We start from the raw sequence: 15,464 nt of genomic DNA, 5'->3' as shown, positions 1-15,464 counted from the left end.
GAGAACATGGCACACAAGGACGACGAACAGCCCACGGGCTCGGGCGCCGGTCCTGACGAGACGGGGCCGGAGGAGAACACCTCCGGCCCCGCGCCGTCGGGCGAGCAGTCCGAGACGCCGGAACCGGATGCCGAGGGCCTGACCATCGACGACATCCTCGGGGCCGAGCAGACGCCCGAGGCCGCCGCAGAGGGGGCGGGCTCCGACAAGGAGGCCTCGCTACTGATCGACCTCAAGCGCCTGCAGGCCGAGTACGCCAACTACCGTCGGCGAACCGAGGAGCAGCGCGAGCGCGAGATCGAGCGCGCCAAGGGCGAGGCCGTCAAGGGCCTGCTGCCCGTCATGGACGACCTCGACCGCGCCGCCAAGCACGGCGACCTCGTCGAGGGCAGCCCCCTTGCCGCGATCGGCGACAAGGTGCGAGCCGTGGCCGAGCGCCTCGGCGTGGTGTCGTACGGCGCCGTCGGCGACGTGTTCGACCCCCAGCAGCACGAGGCGATCTTCCAGGCGCCGACCCCCGGTGTGACCGAGACGACGATCCTCGAGGTCGTCGAGGTCGGCTACCGCCTCGGTTCGGTCGAGCTGCGACCGGCCAAGGTAGTCGTCGCCGTGCCGGCCTAAGAGGAGGACGCATGGCGAGTCAGGACTGGTTCGACAAGGACTTCTACAAGGTCCTCGGTGTCGACAAGAGCGTCAGCGCTGCCGATCTGAAGAAGACGTATCGCAAGCTCGCGCGCCAGTACCACCCCGACTCGAACCCGGGTGACGCGAAAGCCGAGGCGAAGTTCAAGGAGATCAGCGAGGCCTATTCGGTGCTCAACGACCCCGAGCAGCGCGAGGAGTACGACCAGATCCGGGCCATGGGCTCGGGGGCGCGCTTCTCCGCTCCGGGGGCGAGCGGCGGCGGCGGTTTCGACGACGTCTTCAGTCGGTTCGGTCAGGGTCGCGGTCAGCCCCAGGGCGGCTTCGACGACTTCTTCTCGATGTTCGACCAGCAGGGCGGCGGGGGCTTCGGCTCCGGACGCTTCGGTCAGACGACGGGAGGGTTCCGCGGTTTCGGCGGCCCCCAGCGCGGGTCCGATGTGACGGCGCGGACGACGATCGACTTCGTCACCGCGGCGAAGGGAGAGACCATCACCCTGCAGGGCGAGGACAACGTCCCGTTCAAGGTGAAGATCCCGGCCGGCGTCTCGGACGGGCAGAAGATCCGACTCCGCGGTCGCGGACGCAAGTCCCCCGACGGCGGCGAGAGCGGAGACATCGTCGTGACGGTGGCGGTGCGCCCGCACCCCGTGTTCACGCGCGACGGCCTCAACCTGCGGGTGACGGTCCCCGTCACCTTCACCGAGGCGGCTCTCGGCGCCACGATCGAGGTGCCCACGCTGGGCGGCGAGACCGTTCGCCTGCGCGTGGCCCCGGGAACCCCCTCGGGTCGCGTGCTGCGCGTCAAAGGCCGCGGGATCGCGACCGCCAAGGGCACCGGCGACCTGCTCGCCGAGGTCCAGGTGGCCGTGCCCGCACACCTCGACGATGCGGCCCGCGAAGCCCTCGAGCGCTACCAGGCGCTCGAACCGAAAGAGAACCCCCGCGCCGACCTGATGGCCAAAGCGCGGTAGACACACGCGCGTCGCCATGGTTCTCGGCATCCGATGAGTCAGGATGCCGAGAACCCGGTGCCGCACCCGCCACGACGGAAGAAGGTGAGACGTGGCTGAGAGAGAGATCGACGAGGACGCCCCGATCTTCGCCATCGCCGCCGCGGCGGAGCTGTCGAACATGCACCCGCAGACGTTGCGACAGTACGACCGTCTCGGTCTCGTGGTGCCCGCGCGCACCCAGGGCGGATCGCGGCGGTACTCCAGCCGTCACGTGCAGCAGCTGCGCGAGGTCGCGCGGCTCTCCGGTGAGGGCATGAGCCTCCCCGCCATCGCGCGCCTGCTCGCTCTTGAGGAGCGCGTGCACGAGTTGGCACGTCGTGTGAACGACCTCGAGCGACAGCTCTCGGCCGAGCGGCAGTCGCGCCCCGGTGCGCGCGTCTTCGCGGCGGGCGCGACCGGCTCGGTCGTGACGTTGCGCCACGGCGCGCGCGTCCGCCGGGCGACCGACGTCGTGCTCTGGCGCCCGTTGGGCCCGTTCGATCACGAAGACTGAGACCGAGTCGCTCGCCTGCGCCGCGGAGGTCCCTGAGCCTGTCGAAGGGACCGGACCTCGCGCATCGCCCGCGCCGCGGAGGTCGCTGAGCTCGTCGAAAGGACTGGACCTCGCGCATCGTCTGCGCGGCGGAGGTTCCTGAGCCTGTCGAAGGGACCGGAACGCCGCGCGTGCCCGGTGGCTACGGCGGACGTGCCGACCCCTCCCGTGGGTCGCTGCCCGATCAGGCCGGATCGATGCGCAGCACGGTCGGCGACTCCCCGACCTGCAGGTCGTCGACCACGCGCAGCGTGCGTGCGACGTCATCCACCGCGCCGATGATGGTGCCGAAGCGCTGGCGGTCGGCGCAGACCGCGGTGACGGTGACGAAGTGCGAGCCGGTGTCCCACGTGTACGTCGCGAACGGCGGGGTCTTCGGGTCGGCGGGCAGGGGCATCGCGAGCTTCTCGCCGACGCCGAGGTGAGGGTTCCGGAACGACTCGGTGTCGTCGTACTCCATGGGCATCATGGCGCGAGCGGTGCGCAGCTGCGGCGTCGCCTCCTGCAGTTGCGCCATCACCACCAGCAGCTCCGGGTCGCTCTTCCACACCCACACCAGCACGCGCCCGGCGGCGCGGCGCATCAGCAGCGGGGCCGCCTGGCTGAGGATCCAGGCGAAGGCGCCGCCGCCCGGACGCGGTGTCGCTCCCGTCGCCTGGTTCGCCTGGCTCAGCAGCATGCCGATCGCCGCCTTGCGGTGGCGGCGGCCACGGAATCCGAGGGAGCCGGTCACCGGCACCCAGAGGTCGGCGGGGGCGTCGGCCTGCAGTCGGGACATGCCCCACAGCCTACGAGCCGCCTCCTGGGAGAGGGATGCCGAGTGCCGGCGTTCGCGAGCAGAGAACGCTCCCACGCGGGAAAGCCTCGCCGATGTCGGAGGTCGGTGCCAGGCTGGAACCGCGGTCATCGCGATCGCACTCGAACACCCGGAGGGTCCCGTGCTCGGCAAACTCCTCATGCGTTATCTGTCGCGGTATCGATGGCTGCTCGTCGCCATCCTCGTCTTCCAAGCTGCGTCCGCCCTGGCGACGCTCTACCTGCCGCGCCTCAACGCCGACATCATCAACCTCGGTGTCGCGCAGGGCGACACGGGGTTCATCTGGTCGCGCGGCGCCCTCATGCTCGTCATCTCCCTCGGCCAGATCGTGGCATCCGTCATCGCCACGTACTTCGCGGCGCGTGCCGCCATGGCCGCCGGCCGCGACATCCGGCGCGACGTCTTCGAGCGCGTGAGCGGATTCTCGGAGCGCGAGCTGTCGCAGTTCGGCGCGGGCTCTCTGATCACCCGCAACACCAATGACGTCCAGCAGGTGCAGATGCTGGCGATGATGGGCGCCACCATGCTCGTCAGCGCCCCGCTCCTCGCGGTCGGCGGGGTCATCATGGCCCTCCAGCAGGACGTCGGGCTCAGCTGGCTGATCGCCGTCGCGGTGCCCGTGCTGCTCATCGCGGCGGGGCTCATCATCGCTCGCATGGTGCCCCTGTTCCGCAGCTATCAGTCCAAGCTCGACGGCGTGAACCGGGTCATGCGCGAGCAGCTGACGGGGGTGCGCGTGGTCCGCGCTTTCGTGCGCGAGCGCATCGAAGAAGAGCGCTTCCGCCGCGCGAACACCGACATCCTCGTGGTGGGCCGCAAGGTCGGCTCCCTCTTCGTGCTGCTGTTCCCGCTGGCCATGCTCGTGCTGAACGTGACCGTCGTGGGGGTGATCTGGTTCGGCGGCATCCAGGTCGATGCCGGCGGAGTCGAGATCGGCACCCTCTTCGCGTTCATCCAGTACGTCGCGCAGATCCTCGGCGGCGTGTTGATGGCGAGCTTCATGACCGTGATGATCCCTCGCGCCGCCGTGTCGGCCGAGCGCATCGGCGAGGTCCTCGACAGCCGTTCGACCCTGCAGCGCCCCGAGAACCCGGTCAGCGTCTTCGCCGAGGCCGGCGCGGTGGAGTTCGACGACGTGTCGTTCGCCTACCCGGGCGCCGAGGCGCCGGTCGTGGCGGGTGTGACCTTCCGAGCGGCCCCCGGCGAGACCGTGGCCATCGTCGGATCGACGGGAGCGGGCAAGACCACCCTCGTGTCCCTGATCCCGCGCCTGTTCGACGTCACGGGCGGTGCGGTGCGCGTCGGCGGGGTCGACGTGCGCGAGGCCGACCTCGACGAGCTGTGGAAGGGCATCGGTCTCGTGCCGCAGAGACCCTTCCTCTTCAGCGGCACCGTGGCCTCCAACCTGCGATTCGGGCGCGAAGACGCCACCGACGACGAATTGTGGCACGCCCTCGAGATCGCGCAGGGCCGCGACTTCGTCGAGGCGATGGACGGAAAGCTCGAGGGGCGCATCGCCCAGGGCGGCACCAACGTCTCGGGCGGTCAGCGCCAGCGTCTCGCGATCGCGCGGGCGATCGTGCATCGGCCGCGCGTGCTGGTCTTCGACGACTCGTTCTCGGCGCTCGACCTCACCACCGACGCGCGCTTGCGGGCCGCACTCTGGCAGGAGCTGCCGGAGGTGACGAAGATCGTCGTCGCGCAACGCGTGTCCACCATCACCGGGGCCGACCGGATCGTCGTCCTCGAAGACGGGCGCATGGCCGGACTCGGCACGCACGACGAGCTGTTGCGCACGAGTCCCACGTACCGAGAGATCGTCGAATCGCAGCTCGGGGTGGAAGCATGAGCGCGCCCGACGCCCTCACCGACGAAGACCGCGCCGAGCTCGAGCTCGCCGAGCAGGCGCGACAGAACTCCGGCGACTGGAACAGCGTCGCGCCCGGCAAGGCCGCTGCCTTCGGCCCGAGCTTCCGACGCCTGATCGGTCTGCTGCGTCCCTCCGCGTGGGCGTTCGCCCTCGTCTCCGCTCTGGGAGCTCTCGGGGTGGTGCTCGCCGTCCTGGCCCCGCGTGTGCTGGGAGACGCCACCAACATCATCTTCGAGGGCGTCGTCTCGCGCGGGCTGGGAGAGGCCTTCCCCGCCGGCACATCCAAGGAGGCCGTCGTTGAGGCGCTGCGCGCATCGGGGCAGACCGACATCGCCAACATCGTCTCCGCGATGAACGGCTTCCAGGTCGGCGCGGGCGTCGACTTCGACGCGCTGCGCATCGTGATCGTCACCGTGCTGGCGATCTACGTCGGGTCGTCGCTGCTGTCGTGGATCCAGGGCTACGTCATCAACGTCATCATGGTGCGCACGATGTGGCGCCTCCGCGAAGACGTCGAGGCGAAGATCAACCGTCTGCCGCTGTCGTACTTCGACAAGGTCCAACGCGGCGAGCTGATCTCGCGCGTGACGAACGACATCGACAACATCACCCAGACCATGCAGCAGTCGCTCTCGAGCGCGCTGACCTCGGTGCTGACGGTCGTGGGTGTGCTCATCATGATGTTCACGATCTCCTGGCAGCTCGCGCTCGTGGCCCTGGTGTCGCTGCCGCTCATGGCGGTCATCTTCGGCGTGATCGGCCCGAAATCGCAGAAGGCGTTCGGCGAGCAGTGGAAGAAGGTCGGCCGTCTGAACGCCCGCGTCGAGGAGTCGTTCTCGGGGCACGCGCTGGTCAAGGTCTACGGGCGGGAGAAGGACGCCCGCGAGAAGTTCGAGGTCGAGAACGAGGAGCTCTATCAGGCGAGCTTCAAGGCGCAGTTCCTCTCGGGCATGATCATGCCGGGCATGATGTTCGTCGGAAACCTCACGTACGTCGGCATCGCCGTGCTCGGTGGCCTCATGGTGGCGGGCGGGCAGATCCGACTCGGCGATGTGCAGGCCTTCATCCAGTACTCGCAGCAGTTCACGCAGCCGCTGTCGCAGCTGGGCGGTATGGCGGCCGTCGTGCAGTCCGGAACCGCCTCGGCTGAGCGCGTGTTCGCCCTCCTCGACGCCGACGAGCAGGAGGCCGACGCGGCCGACGCGCCCGCAGCCCCCGAGGGTCGCGGCGTCATCGAGTTCCAGAACGTGCGTTTCTCCTACACGCCCGAGCGGCCCCTCATCACCGACCTGTCGTTCCGTGTCGAGCCCGGGCAGACCGTCGCGATCGTCGGACCCACCGGGGCGGGCAAGACCACCCTGGTCAACCTCATCATGCGCTTCTACGAGCTCGACGGAGGCCGCATCCTGCTCGACGGCCAGGACATCGCCGAGCTGCGTCGCGACGACGTGCGCTCCCGCACCGGAATGGTGCTGCAGGACCCGTGGCTGTTCGCGGGATCGATCCGCGACAACATCCGCTACGGCCGCGAGAGCGCGACTGACGACGAGATCGTCGAGGCGGCGGTGGCGACGCGTGTCGACCAGTTCGTGCACTCTCTCCCCGAGGGATACGACACCGTCCTCGACGAGGATGCCGCCAATGTCTCGGCCGGCGAGAAGCAGCTCATCACCATCGCGCGAGCGTTCGTGGCGCGGCCGTCGGTGCTGATCCTCGACGAGGCGACCTCGTCCGTCGACACGCGCACCGAGCTGCTGCTGCAGCAGGCGATGGCCGCGCTGCGCGAGGGTCGCACCTCGTTCGTCATCGCCCACCGCCTCTCCACGATCCGCGACGCCGACCTCATCCTCGTGATGGAGCACGGCGACATCGTCGAGAAGGGCACGCACGACGAGCTCATCGCCGCGCAGGGCGCGTATTACCGGCTCTACCGGTCGCAGTTCGAACAGGCCGCGGCCGACCTCGACACAGCGGGAACGGAACAGGAACACCCGGGCGAGCAGCGGCACGCGCGGATCACCGGCGAGAGCGAGGTAGTGTCGGCGATGGCGGCCGCGGCATCCGAGGTGGTGGTCCCGGCGGGTGTCGACGGGCCGCCGCGGCCGGCGAACGGTTCCCCGTCGCCGGAGGGGCGCTGACAGCGGCCCGTCGTGCGTCGCGGGCGCGGACCCGCGCCGTGCGACCCCCGGGCATCGAGGGGCGCGGGCATCGAAGGGCGCGGGCTTCCGGCCGTCGACGATCCGACTCACCCGGCGCCCGCCTGTGAACGGCTCCCGGGCGGCGGAAACCCGCCCGGGTACAGTGGATGACACGTTCACCGCTGTGAACCGCGCAGTTGCGCACCGCTCCATCCCAGCGACCTTTCCGCCGCACAGATAGGCCTCACCACACGTGACCACTCCTGCGACGCCCGCCGACACCCCCGCGCCCGCCGCCGAGTCACCCGGCTCGTCCGCGTCCGCCGACCGTCCGCTGAAGATCCTCATCGGCGCCGACACCTTCCTGCCCCACGTGAACGGCGCCGCCCGGTTCGCCGAGCGCCTCGCGGCGGGTCTCGTCGCGCGGGGCCACGACGTGCACGTCGCCGCCCCGAGCGTCGGCCACAGCAACGCGGGCACCGCGATCGAGACGATCGAGGGTCAGCCGATGATGATGCACCGGCTGCCGGCCTACCGCTTCCTGCCGCACGACTGGATCACCTACGTGCTGCCGTGGCGCTCGAAGCACTACGCCCGCATCGTGCTCGACGAGGTCAAGCCCGACGTCGTGCACATCCAGTCGCACATCGTGATCGGTCGCGGTCTCGCCCGCGAGGCACGCAAGCGCGGCATCCCGGTCGTGGCGACGAACCACGTGATGGCCGAGAACATCCTCGACTTCACCACGCTTCCCGACTGGCTCGATCGCGTCCTCGTCAAGCTCGCGTGGGCTGACGCGGAGCGCACCTTCAAGATGACGCGCGCCGTGACCACTCCCACGCGCAAGGCGGCCGACTTCCTCGAGGCGACGATCGACATCGACGGCGTCATCCCGATCTCGTGCGGAATCGACCGCTCGAACTACCGCCCCGACCTGACCCCGCGTGAGGCGAATCGCATCCTCTTCGTCGGTCGACTCACCACCGAGAAGCACATCGACGTGGTGCTGGCGGCGCTGGCGAAGCTCGATCCCGCGCTCGACGTCACCTTCGACGTCGTCGGCGGCGGCGACCAGCGTGCCAAGCTCGAGGCGCTGGCCGATCAGCTCGGTGTGGCCGAGCGCGTCACGTTCCACGGGCACGCGTCCGACGACGAGCTCCGCGACCTGTACTCGCGCGCCAGCGTCTTCGCCATCGCCTCGATCGCGGAACTGCAGTCGATCGCGACGATGGAGGCCATGGCATCCGGTCTGCCGATCGTGGCCGCCGACGCCGTCGCCCTCCCGCACCTCGTGCACGAGGGTGAGAACGGCTACCTCTTCACGCCGGGCGACTCCGACGAGCTCGCCGCGCGCCTGACCGATGTGCTCACCGCGTCGCCCGAGGAGCGTCTGCGCATGCAGCAGGCGTCCCTCGACGCCGTCGCCGTGCACGACATCACCCGCACCCTCGACACCTTCGAAGCGCTGTATCGCGGCCGCCCGCTGCCGGAGTGACCGCGTGCACGTGGTGATGTTCGCCGACCAGCACCTCGAGTCGCTGGGCGGGGCGCAGGTGTCGATGCGACTGCAGAAACGGTTCCTCGAACGCGCCGGTCACCTCGTGACGGTCGTCGCTCCGCGCCTGCATCGTCCGGCATCCGACGATCCGGCGTATCTCGACCTCCCGTCGATCGCGATCACCCCCGACCGCGAGTACGCGCTCACGTGGCCCGGTGCGCGCACGGATCGATTCCTGGATGCCGAGATGGGCGCGCGGCTGCCCGCCGACGTCGTGCACGTGCAAGCCGACTTCTGGGGCGCCTTCGTCGGCCACCGCTTCGCCGCGCGACACGGCCTGCCGGTGGTGCACACGATGCACAATCGCGTCGACGTGGGGATCGAGGCGACGGCGCCTTTTCCGGGGCTGGTGCTGCGTGTGCTCAATGCCTGGGCGCGTCGAGCGCTGCCGGCCGCGGGGGCTCCCTTCGCCGCCCGACCGCTCGCCACCCGCAGAGGCGAAGGGTCCTCGCCGGATGCCGGTGAGGGGCGGCGAGCTCCGCGCGATCCCGCGAGCTCCGGCGCCCCGGCGTCGCGCGTCGACGGATGGGCGTTCCTGCACCGCCTCGCGCGACTGTCGCGCGCGGTCACGGCACCGTCCGCGCACTTCGCCCGCCGCCTGGAGCAGCATGGGGTGGCTCCCTCGGTCGACGTCATCTGGAACGGCATCGACGACGACGTGCTCGACGCCGCCCTGGCCTTCGGTCCCTCCGCGCGCCGCCCCGGTCGTCCGCGCTTCGTGTGGCTCGGGCGCATGAGCCCCGAGAAACGTCTGCTCCCCTTCCTCGAAGCCGTCGTGGCCTCCGGAATCGATGCCGAGGTCGAGATCATCGGCGGGGGCGCGCAGCTGAAGGCCGCGCGGCGTCTCGTCGAGCGCGAACACCCCACCGCCGACGTGACCTTCGCGGGACGACTGCCCTATGCCGAGACCCTCGCCCGTCTCGCCGGCGCCGATGCGGTGGTGCAGACCTCCATCGGCTTCGAGACCCAGGGCATGACGGTCTTCGAGGCCGCCTCGCTGGGGACGCCCGCCGTGGTCAGTGACCCCGACATCGCCGCCGAGCTCGGTGGGGGGACCTGGACCGTCGCGGATGCCACGGTCCCGGCACTCGCGGAGTCTCTCCGCCGCGCCGCCGCCGATATCGCCGCGGGTACGCCCGTGCGACCCGAGCCGTCGATCGCGGAGCGCTTCCGTCAGTCGTCCCGCACCGCGGCGATGGTCGCCGTGTACGAACGGGCCGTGGCCGCGGGCCGCTGACGCGTCTCTGCGGCCGGCGTCGGGGCTCGTCGCCGCGGACCGAGCCGGGCTTCTGTGCGGCGCCGGGGTGCAGCGGGTCGTTCGCATGCGCCGTCGCCGGTGGATCGGGCGCCGGCGGCGGGGCGCGGTGTGCACGGTGGCGGGGTTGGAGCGACACGCCGGGGTGTGGCTTCCGGGGGTCGACGTGTCGGGGGTTCGGCCCGCCGTCGTTCTGTCGGACGTCCGGGAATCGGCGGGAAAGAACCGGACGCCGGTCAGGCCAGGCGACCGCCGGTCCGCGGGACGGCGATCGTCGCCGTCACGGGCTTCGCCGGCTGCGCGACTTCCGTCGCAGGCGCCGGCTGCCCGACTGCCGTCGCGGGCTTCAGCGGCTGCCCGACCTTCGTCGTGGGTAGGGCGTCGGCTCGCTCGGTCGCAGCGAGGCGCGAGGGGTCGGTGGGGATACGGCCGTAGCCGTCGGTACGGATGAGCCAGAGGGTGCCGATGATTCCGGCGAGCGACAGGAGGCCGAGAGCGATGAAGTAAGCCATGGCAGGAAAGCTACGGGTAGAGGAATCGTGCCCGCGAGTGGCATGATGGACGCACATCGCAAGATTTCTGCCACTTCGGAGGTGCGCATGCGCTCGGTCGCCGTCGTCGTCCAACCCGGGTTCGCCCCGTTCGAGTTCGGTCTCGCCTGCGAAGCCTTCGGTCTCGACCGCAGTGACGACGGCATCCCGAACTTCGACTTCCGCATCGTGGCCCCCGACCCGGGCGCCGTGTCGTCCAACATCGGCTTCTCGATCAACGTCGAGCACGGCCTGGATGCCGCGGATGACGTCGACATCCTCGTGCTCGCGCCGATCCCACGTTCGCAGTGGGACCACGTGGATGAGCGGGTCATCGAAGTCGTCCGCGCCGCGCACGCCCGCGGCGCGTGGCTTCTCAGCGTGTGCAGCGGATCGTTCGTGATCGCGGCATCCGGGGTGCTCGACGGCAGACGCGCGACCACGCACTGGCGCTATGCCGACACGATGGCGCGCATGTATCCGCAGATCGACGTGGATCCCGACGTGCTGTACGTGCAATCGGACAACATCATCACGAGCGCCGGGACGGCGGCGGGGCTCGACGCCTGTCTGCACCTGCTCCGGCAGGAGCTGGGCTCCGAACTCGCCAACCGCATCGCGCGGCGCATGGTCGTCGCCCCCCAGCGCGACGGCGGCCAGGCGCAGTTCATCGCCTCTCCCATCCCGGTCGACGCCTCGCTCTCGCTCGCCCCGGTCACCGAATGGATGCTGCAGAACCTGGATGCCGAACTGTCGGTCGATCGGCTCGCGGCGCGCGCCCACATGTCTCCCCGCACCTTCGCCCGGCGGTTCAAGGCCGACCTCGGCGCCACCCCCGCGGCATGGCTCGCGCGCCAGCGCCTGCTGCATGCGCAGCGACTCCTGGAAGAGACCGACCTCGGGCTCGACCGCATCGCCGCCGAGTGCGGCTTCGGGTCGGCCGCGGTGCTGCGGCAGAACTTCGCCCGCACGATGGGTCTGACGCCGACGGCGTACCGCGCCCGTTTCTCGTGCACAGGGGCCGAGGTTTCGGCATCCGTCCCGGAGCTGGAGGCGATCCCGGCCTGACCGGTCGCCCCCCCCGCCCCCGCCCCCGGGGCCGCCCGCACCGCACGGGGCCTGCCGGTTCGAAGTGCGTCGAGATGACCCCTCTCTACCGAGATCACGCGACGCCGGCGCGAAAAGCGGGCGATCTCGTGAACGTGGCGTGCTTTCGGTTCCCGGGGTGAGCCGCGGGCGCGCGGGGCGGACGGTGAGGGCTCGGATGGCCGGAGCTCCGCCCTCGCCGTACCGGCGCGAAGGGCCGTGGCGCGCGGGAGTCGTGGCATCCATTGCCCTCCTGAGGACGCGCTGCTAAACTTGAGTCAACGCAACTCAACTTTGCGACAGACTTCAGGAGAACACATGAACGCCACGCAACAGCCGGGGCAGGAGGACGCGCGCAGCGCCCTCGAGCAATTCGGCATCAACCTCACCGACCGGGCCCGCCAGGGCAAGCTCGACCCCGTGATCGGGCGCGACGGAGAGATCCGCCGCGTCAGCCAGGTGCTCACCCGGCGCACCAAGAACAACCCCGTGCTCATCGGCGAACCCGGCGTCGGCAAGACCGCCGTGGTCGAGGGGCTGGCTCAGCGCATCGTCGCGGGCGACGTCGCCGAGAGCCTCAAGAACAAAGAACTCGTCTCGCTCGACATCTCGGCGCTCGTCGCCGGAGCGATGTACCGCGGCCAGTTCGAGGAGCGGCTGAAGAGCGTCCTCAAGGAGATCACCGAGTCCGACGGACGCATCATCACGTTCATCGACGAGCTGCACGTGCTCATGGGTGCGGGCGGAGGCGAGGGGTCGGTCGCGGCCAGCAACATGCTCAAGCCGATGCTCGCCCGCGGTGAACTGCGCCTGATCGGCGCGACCACGTTGGACGAGTACCGCGAGTTCATCGAGAAGGATGCCGCCCTCGAGCGCCGCTTCCAGCAGGTCTACGTTGGAGAGCCCACGGTCGAAGACACCGTCGCGATCCTCCGCGGCCTCAAGGAGCGCTACGAGGCGCACCACAAGGTCGCGATCGCCGATGCGGCGCTGGTCGCCGCGGCATCCCTGTCCAACCGCTACATCCCCTCGCGTCAGCTGCCCGACAAGGCCATCGACCTGATCGACGAAGCGGCATCCCGTCTGCGCATGGAGATCGACTCGGCCCCGCTCGAGATCGACGAGCTGCGCCGGCATGTCGACCGGCTCAAGCTCGAGGAGCTCGCGCTGAAGAAGGAGAAGGACGCCGCCTCGAAGGAGCGGCTCGCGACGCTCCGCGAGACCCTCGCCGCCGAGCAGGCCAAGCTCGACGAGCTGCAGGCCCGGTGGGAGCGCGAGCGTGCCTCGCTCAACCGCGTCGGCGACCTCAAGACCCGGCTCGACGCCGCCCGCGTGGATGCCGAACGCGCCCAGCGCGAGGGAAACCTCGAGCGCGCCTCGCGGCTGCTGTACGCCGAGATCCCGGCGCTCGAGCGCGAGCTGATGACCGCCGAGCGCGAGGACCCCGCGGGTGACCGCATGGTGAACGAGCAGGTGACCGACGAAGACATCGCGGCCGTCATCGCCGCGTGGACCGGAATCCCGGTCGGCCGTCTGCTGCAGGGCGAGACCGAGAAGCTGCTCCACCTCGAGCGCGAGCTCGGCAAGCGTCTGATCGGGCAGAAGGATGCTGTGAAGGCCGTCTCCGACGCCGTCCGTCGTTCGCGCGCCGGTATCAGCGACCCGAACCGCCCGGTCGGGTCCTTCCTGTTCCTCGGCCCTACGGGCGTCGGCAAGACGGAGCTGGCGAAGTCGCTGGCCGACTTCCTCTTCGACGACGAGCACGCCATGGTGCGCATCGACATGTCGGAGTACGGCGAGAAGCACTCCGTCTCGCGCTTGGTCGGTGCCCCTCCGGGGTACGTCGGGTATGAGGCCGGTGGCCAGCTCACCGAGGCCGTACGTCGTCGCCCCTACAGCGTCGTGCTGCTGGATGAGGTCGAGAAGGCGCACCCCGAGGTGTTCGACGTCCTGCTGCAGGTCATGGACGACGGTCGCCTGACCGACGGTCAGGGCCGCACGGTCGATTTCACCAATGTCATCCTGATCCTCACCAGCAATCTCGGCTCGCCGATCCTCATCGACCCGACGCTGTCGATGGATGCCAAGCGCGACCAGGTGCAGGCGCTCGTGCGCCAAGCCTTCAAGCCCGAATTCGTGAACCGTCTCGACGACATCGTGATCTTCCAGGCCCTGAGCCAGGACGACCTCGCCCAGATCGTCGAACTCGCGGTCGACGCGCTGCACAAGCGGCTGCGCGAGCGCCGGCTCACCCTCGCCGTCACCCCCGACGCGCGGTCGTGGCTCGCCGAGCGCGGGTACGACCCGGTGTACGGCGCCCGGCCGCTGCGCCGGCTCATCCAGTCCGAGATCCAGGACCGCCTCGCGATGGCGATCCTCGCCGGCACCGTGCGCGACGGCGACGTCGTCCGGGTCGACGTGGCCAGCGACGGCGAGTCGCTCATGCTGGCGAGCGCCGGCCCCGCGGCCGACGACACCGACGACACCGGCGACGACGTGATCGAGGCCGAGATCGTGGAGTAGGCGGAAGGTCGCGAGAGGGGGGGGGATGCCACGCTCAGCGCGTGGCATCCCCCCTCTTCATGCGGGGGTCAGGGGCAGGGCGTCAGCCAGGCTTTGGCGAACGCCGCGCTCTGGTACGCGTACTGGAACACCCAGTCGAACAGCGTCATGTCGGTGTCGACGCCCACCACGGTGACATCGGCGGCGGAGCACTTCGCGAAGATGTACCGGGTTCGGGCCACGTGCGGCGTGAACGTGACGACCACGGTCTTGCCCGACTCGTGCGTCGCGTCGTAGCGATCGAGGAGTCGGCTCTCGCCGGCGGTGGTGAACGGGTCGGGCGTCTCGCAGGTGACCCCGCGCCGGCCGCAGACGTCCAGAGCCGCGGCATCGAAGCGGGCCTCGCCGTGACCCGTGCCGGAGTCGGACACGGAGATCAGCAGCGGAACGGGTCGATCCGCACCGCGCAGCGTGCGGGCGAGGTCGAGCCGCTCCTGCTGGGGCGGCCCGATGACGTAGACGAGGCTCGCGTCGCCCGGGTCGCCGGGCGGGGGGAAGACGAACACCGGGAGTCCCGCGATCGCGATCAGGAAGATCGTGGACCCCAGGGCCAGGGCGAGTCGGCGCGCGCGTCGACCCGGGAGCAGCGAGGCGACGATGCGTCGGCGTGGTCGTGCGGTGCCGATGCCGGAGGAGGGGGAGGTCGTCACCTCCGCGAGGGTAGACGGCCGGCCCCTGCGCGGGCTCGCGCGTCCGCGCGCTCGTCCGCGGGTGAGGCGGGCCGTGGCCGTGGAATCCGCGGGCCCCCGGTGACCGCCGCGGAAACGCCGTCCGTCCCCGTCCCGTGGATGACGGGCCGGGGGCGGACGGATGCCGTGGGCCGGCGGGGCGCGGCGGACGCCGCGGGGCCTCAGGCGTCGAGCAGCAGCGACTCGGCGAGCGGACGACGCACGCGGGGCGCGGATTCGCGCGAGCGGACGGCCTCATCAGCGGCATCGAGGTCGCCGAAGGCGCCGACGGCGATCACGGTCACCGGCGTGAAGCGCTCCTCGATGCCGAACGCGGTGCGCAGGTCGTCGGGGGAGAAGCCGCCCATGGTGTGGGTGGCGAGGCCGCGGGCGTGCGCCTCGACCGTGAAGAAGGCGGCCGTCTGACCGGCGTCGTACGTCGCCCACGGGCGGGCGTTGCCCTCCTCGTCGGCGGTCTCGGCGAGGATGACGAGCAGCGCCCCGGCGGCCGGCGCCCAGCCCTGGTTGAAACCGACGAGCGAGCCCACGATCTGCGCGTGCGCGTCGGTTCCGCGGCGGGCGAGCAGGAAGCGCCACGGCTGCGAGTTGTTGGCCGACGGCGACCAGCGAGCAGCCTCGAGGGCGGCGCGCAGGGCGCCTTCGTCGATCGGGGCCTCCGCGTCGAAGACACGGGTGCTCCAGCGCTCGGCGAGGACGTCGAGGATCGGGACGTCGGTCTGGGCGGTGCGGTCGAGAACGTGGGACATGGGGACTCCTGAGGGTGAGAACG

Annotated in this window: 13 protein-coding genes; 9 read left to right on the top strand and 4 right to left on the bottom strand. The window is 70.5% G+C overall.

From position 1 onward, the window contains the following. Nucleotides 1-6 precede the first annotated feature (6 nt). The 3 genes from ACFZA2_RS06050 (at nucleotide 7) to ACFZA2_RS06040 (ending at nucleotide 2,151) form a co-directional block, all read left to right on the top strand. Nucleotides 7-621 (top strand): nucleotide exchange factor GrpE, encoded by a 615-nt coding sequence (locus ACFZA2_RS06050; protein WP_391402015.1) that lies wholly within the window; start codon nucleotides 7-9, stop codon nucleotides 619-621. 11 nt (nucleotides 622-632) lie between these two features. Continuing rightward, the gene (locus ACFZA2_RS06045; RefSeq protein WP_391402012.1) at nucleotides 633-1,616 is read left to right on the top strand and encodes a DnaJ C-terminal domain-containing protein; all 984 of its coding nucleotides are present in this window, start codon (nucleotides 633-635) and stop codon (nucleotides 1,614-1,616) included. A gap of 91 nt (nucleotides 1,617-1,707) precedes the next feature. Further along, complete coding sequence (locus ACFZA2_RS06040) at nucleotides 1,708-2,151, top strand: heat shock protein transcriptional repressor HspR (protein ID WP_391402009.1); 444 nt, start codon at nucleotides 1,708-1,710, stop codon at nucleotides 2,149-2,151. Nucleotides 2,152-2,374: 223 nt separating this feature from the next. Here the strand turns inward: ACFZA2_RS06040 and ACFZA2_RS06035 are convergent, their stop codons facing one another. Beyond that, a complete protein-coding gene (locus tag ACFZA2_RS06035; RefSeq protein ID WP_391402006.1) occupies nucleotides 2,375-2,968 on the bottom strand; it encodes a hypothetical protein in 594 nt (197 codons plus the stop codon). Nucleotides 2,969-3,128: 160 nt separating this feature from the next. Here ACFZA2_RS06035 and ACFZA2_RS06030 point away from each other — a divergent pair, with 160 nt between their 5' ends. The 4 genes from ACFZA2_RS06030 to ACFZA2_RS06015 all read left to right on the top strand — a co-directional run bounded on the left by ACFZA2_RS06030 (nucleotide 3,129) and on the right by ACFZA2_RS06015 (nucleotide 9,810). Beyond that, nucleotides 3,129-4,856 carry an ABC transporter ATP-binding protein gene (locus ACFZA2_RS06030; RefSeq protein WP_315994264.1) on the top strand — a complete coding sequence of 576 codons (1,728 nt, stop codon included), beginning with the start codon at nucleotides 3,129-3,131 and terminating at the stop codon, nucleotides 4,854-4,856. Continuing rightward, a complete protein-coding gene (locus ACFZA2_RS06025) occupies nucleotides 4,853-7,015 on the top strand; it encodes an ABC transporter ATP-binding protein (RefSeq protein WP_391402001.1) in 2,163 nt (720 codons plus the stop codon). Before ACFZA2_RS06030 ends, ACFZA2_RS06025 begins: the two co-directional genes overlap by 4 nt. Before the next feature lie 253 nt (nucleotides 7,016-7,268). Then, entirely contained in the window at nucleotides 7,269-8,510 is a 1,242-nt protein-coding gene (locus tag ACFZA2_RS06020; protein ID WP_391401998.1) for a glycosyltransferase, read from the top strand. A gap of 4 nt (nucleotides 8,511-8,514) precedes the next feature. Beyond that, nucleotides 8,515-9,810 carry a glycosyltransferase gene (locus ACFZA2_RS06015; RefSeq protein ID WP_391401995.1) on the top strand — a complete coding sequence of 432 codons (1,296 nt, stop codon included), beginning with the start codon at nucleotides 8,515-8,517 and terminating at the stop codon, nucleotides 9,808-9,810. 254 nt (nucleotides 9,811-10,064) lie between these two features. On the opposite strand, the gene ACFZA2_RS06010 is transcribed toward ACFZA2_RS06015, so the two are convergent. Continuing rightward, nucleotides 10,065-10,340 (bottom strand): hypothetical protein, encoded by a 276-nt coding sequence (locus ACFZA2_RS06010; protein ID WP_391401992.1) that lies wholly within the window; start codon nucleotides 10,338-10,340, stop codon nucleotides 10,065-10,067. A gap of 87 nt (nucleotides 10,341-10,427) precedes the next feature. On the opposite strand from ACFZA2_RS06010, the gene ACFZA2_RS06005 reads away from it, so the two are divergent. After that, nucleotides 10,428-11,426 (top strand): GlxA family transcriptional regulator, encoded by a 999-nt coding sequence (locus tag ACFZA2_RS06005; RefSeq protein WP_391401989.1) that lies wholly within the window; start codon nucleotides 10,428-10,430, stop codon nucleotides 11,424-11,426. Nucleotides 11,427-11,762: 336 nt separating this feature from the next. Further along, a complete protein-coding gene (locus ACFZA2_RS06000) occupies nucleotides 11,763-13,967 on the top strand; it encodes an ATP-dependent Clp protease ATP-binding subunit (RefSeq protein ID WP_391401986.1) in 2,205 nt (734 codons plus the stop codon). A gap of 68 nt (nucleotides 13,968-14,035) precedes the next feature. On the opposite strand, the gene ACFZA2_RS05995 is transcribed toward ACFZA2_RS06000, so the two are convergent. Continuing rightward, a complete protein-coding gene (locus ACFZA2_RS05995) occupies nucleotides 14,036-14,656 on the bottom strand; it encodes a YdcF family protein (RefSeq protein WP_391401983.1) in 621 nt (206 codons plus the stop codon). Between the two features lie 200 nt (nucleotides 14,657-14,856). After that, nucleotides 14,857-15,441, bottom strand: a complete 585-nt coding sequence (locus ACFZA2_RS05990) for a nitroreductase family protein (RefSeq protein WP_391401981.1) — start codon at nucleotides 15,439-15,441, stop codon at nucleotides 14,857-14,859. Between the last annotated feature and the right edge of the window lie 23 nt (nucleotides 15,442-15,464).

Source organism: Microbacterium sp. NPDC007973 (genome assembly GCF_042958465.1).
Classification (GTDB): Bacteria; Actinomycetota; Actinomycetes; order Actinomycetales; family Microbacteriaceae; genus Microbacterium; species Microbacterium galbum.
The sequence above is the reverse complement of the archived record's forward strand: the minus strand, read 5'-3'. Positions and strand labels throughout refer to the sequence as shown.

What these genes read in the sequence shown, in the direction of transcription:
- ACFZA2_RS06045 (WP_391402012.1), top strand. Translation starts at nt 633, where the DNA reads ATGGCGAGTCAGGACTGGTTCGACAAGGACTTCTACAAGGTCCTCGGT.
- ACFZA2_RS06000 (WP_391401986.1), top strand. Translation starts at nt 11,763, where the DNA reads ATGAACGCCACGCAACAGCCGGGGCAGGAGGACGCGCGCAGCGCCCTC.
- ACFZA2_RS06005 (WP_391401989.1), top strand. Translation starts at nt 10,428, where the DNA reads ATGCGCTCGGTCGCCGTCGTCGTCCAACCCGGGTTCGCCCCGTTCGAG.
- ACFZA2_RS06050 (WP_391402015.1), top strand. Translation starts at nt 7, where the DNA reads ATGGCACACAAGGACGACGAACAGCCCACGGGCTCGGGCGCCGGTCCT.
- ACFZA2_RS06025 (WP_391402001.1), top strand. Translation starts at nt 4,853, where the DNA reads ATGAGCGCGCCCGACGCCCTCACCGACGAAGACCGCGCCGAGCTCGAG.
- ACFZA2_RS06010 (WP_391401992.1), bottom strand. Translation starts at nt 10,340, where the DNA reads ATGGCTTACTTCATCGCTCTCGGCCTCCTGTCGCTCGCCGGAATCATC.
- ACFZA2_RS05990 (WP_391401981.1), bottom strand. Translation starts at nt 15,441, where the DNA reads ATGTCCCACGTTCTCGACCGCACCGCCCAGACCGACGTCCCGATCCTC.
- ACFZA2_RS06035 (WP_391402006.1), bottom strand. Translation starts at nt 2,968, where the DNA reads ATGTCCCGACTGCAGGCCGACGCCCCCGCCGACCTCTGGGTGCCGGTG.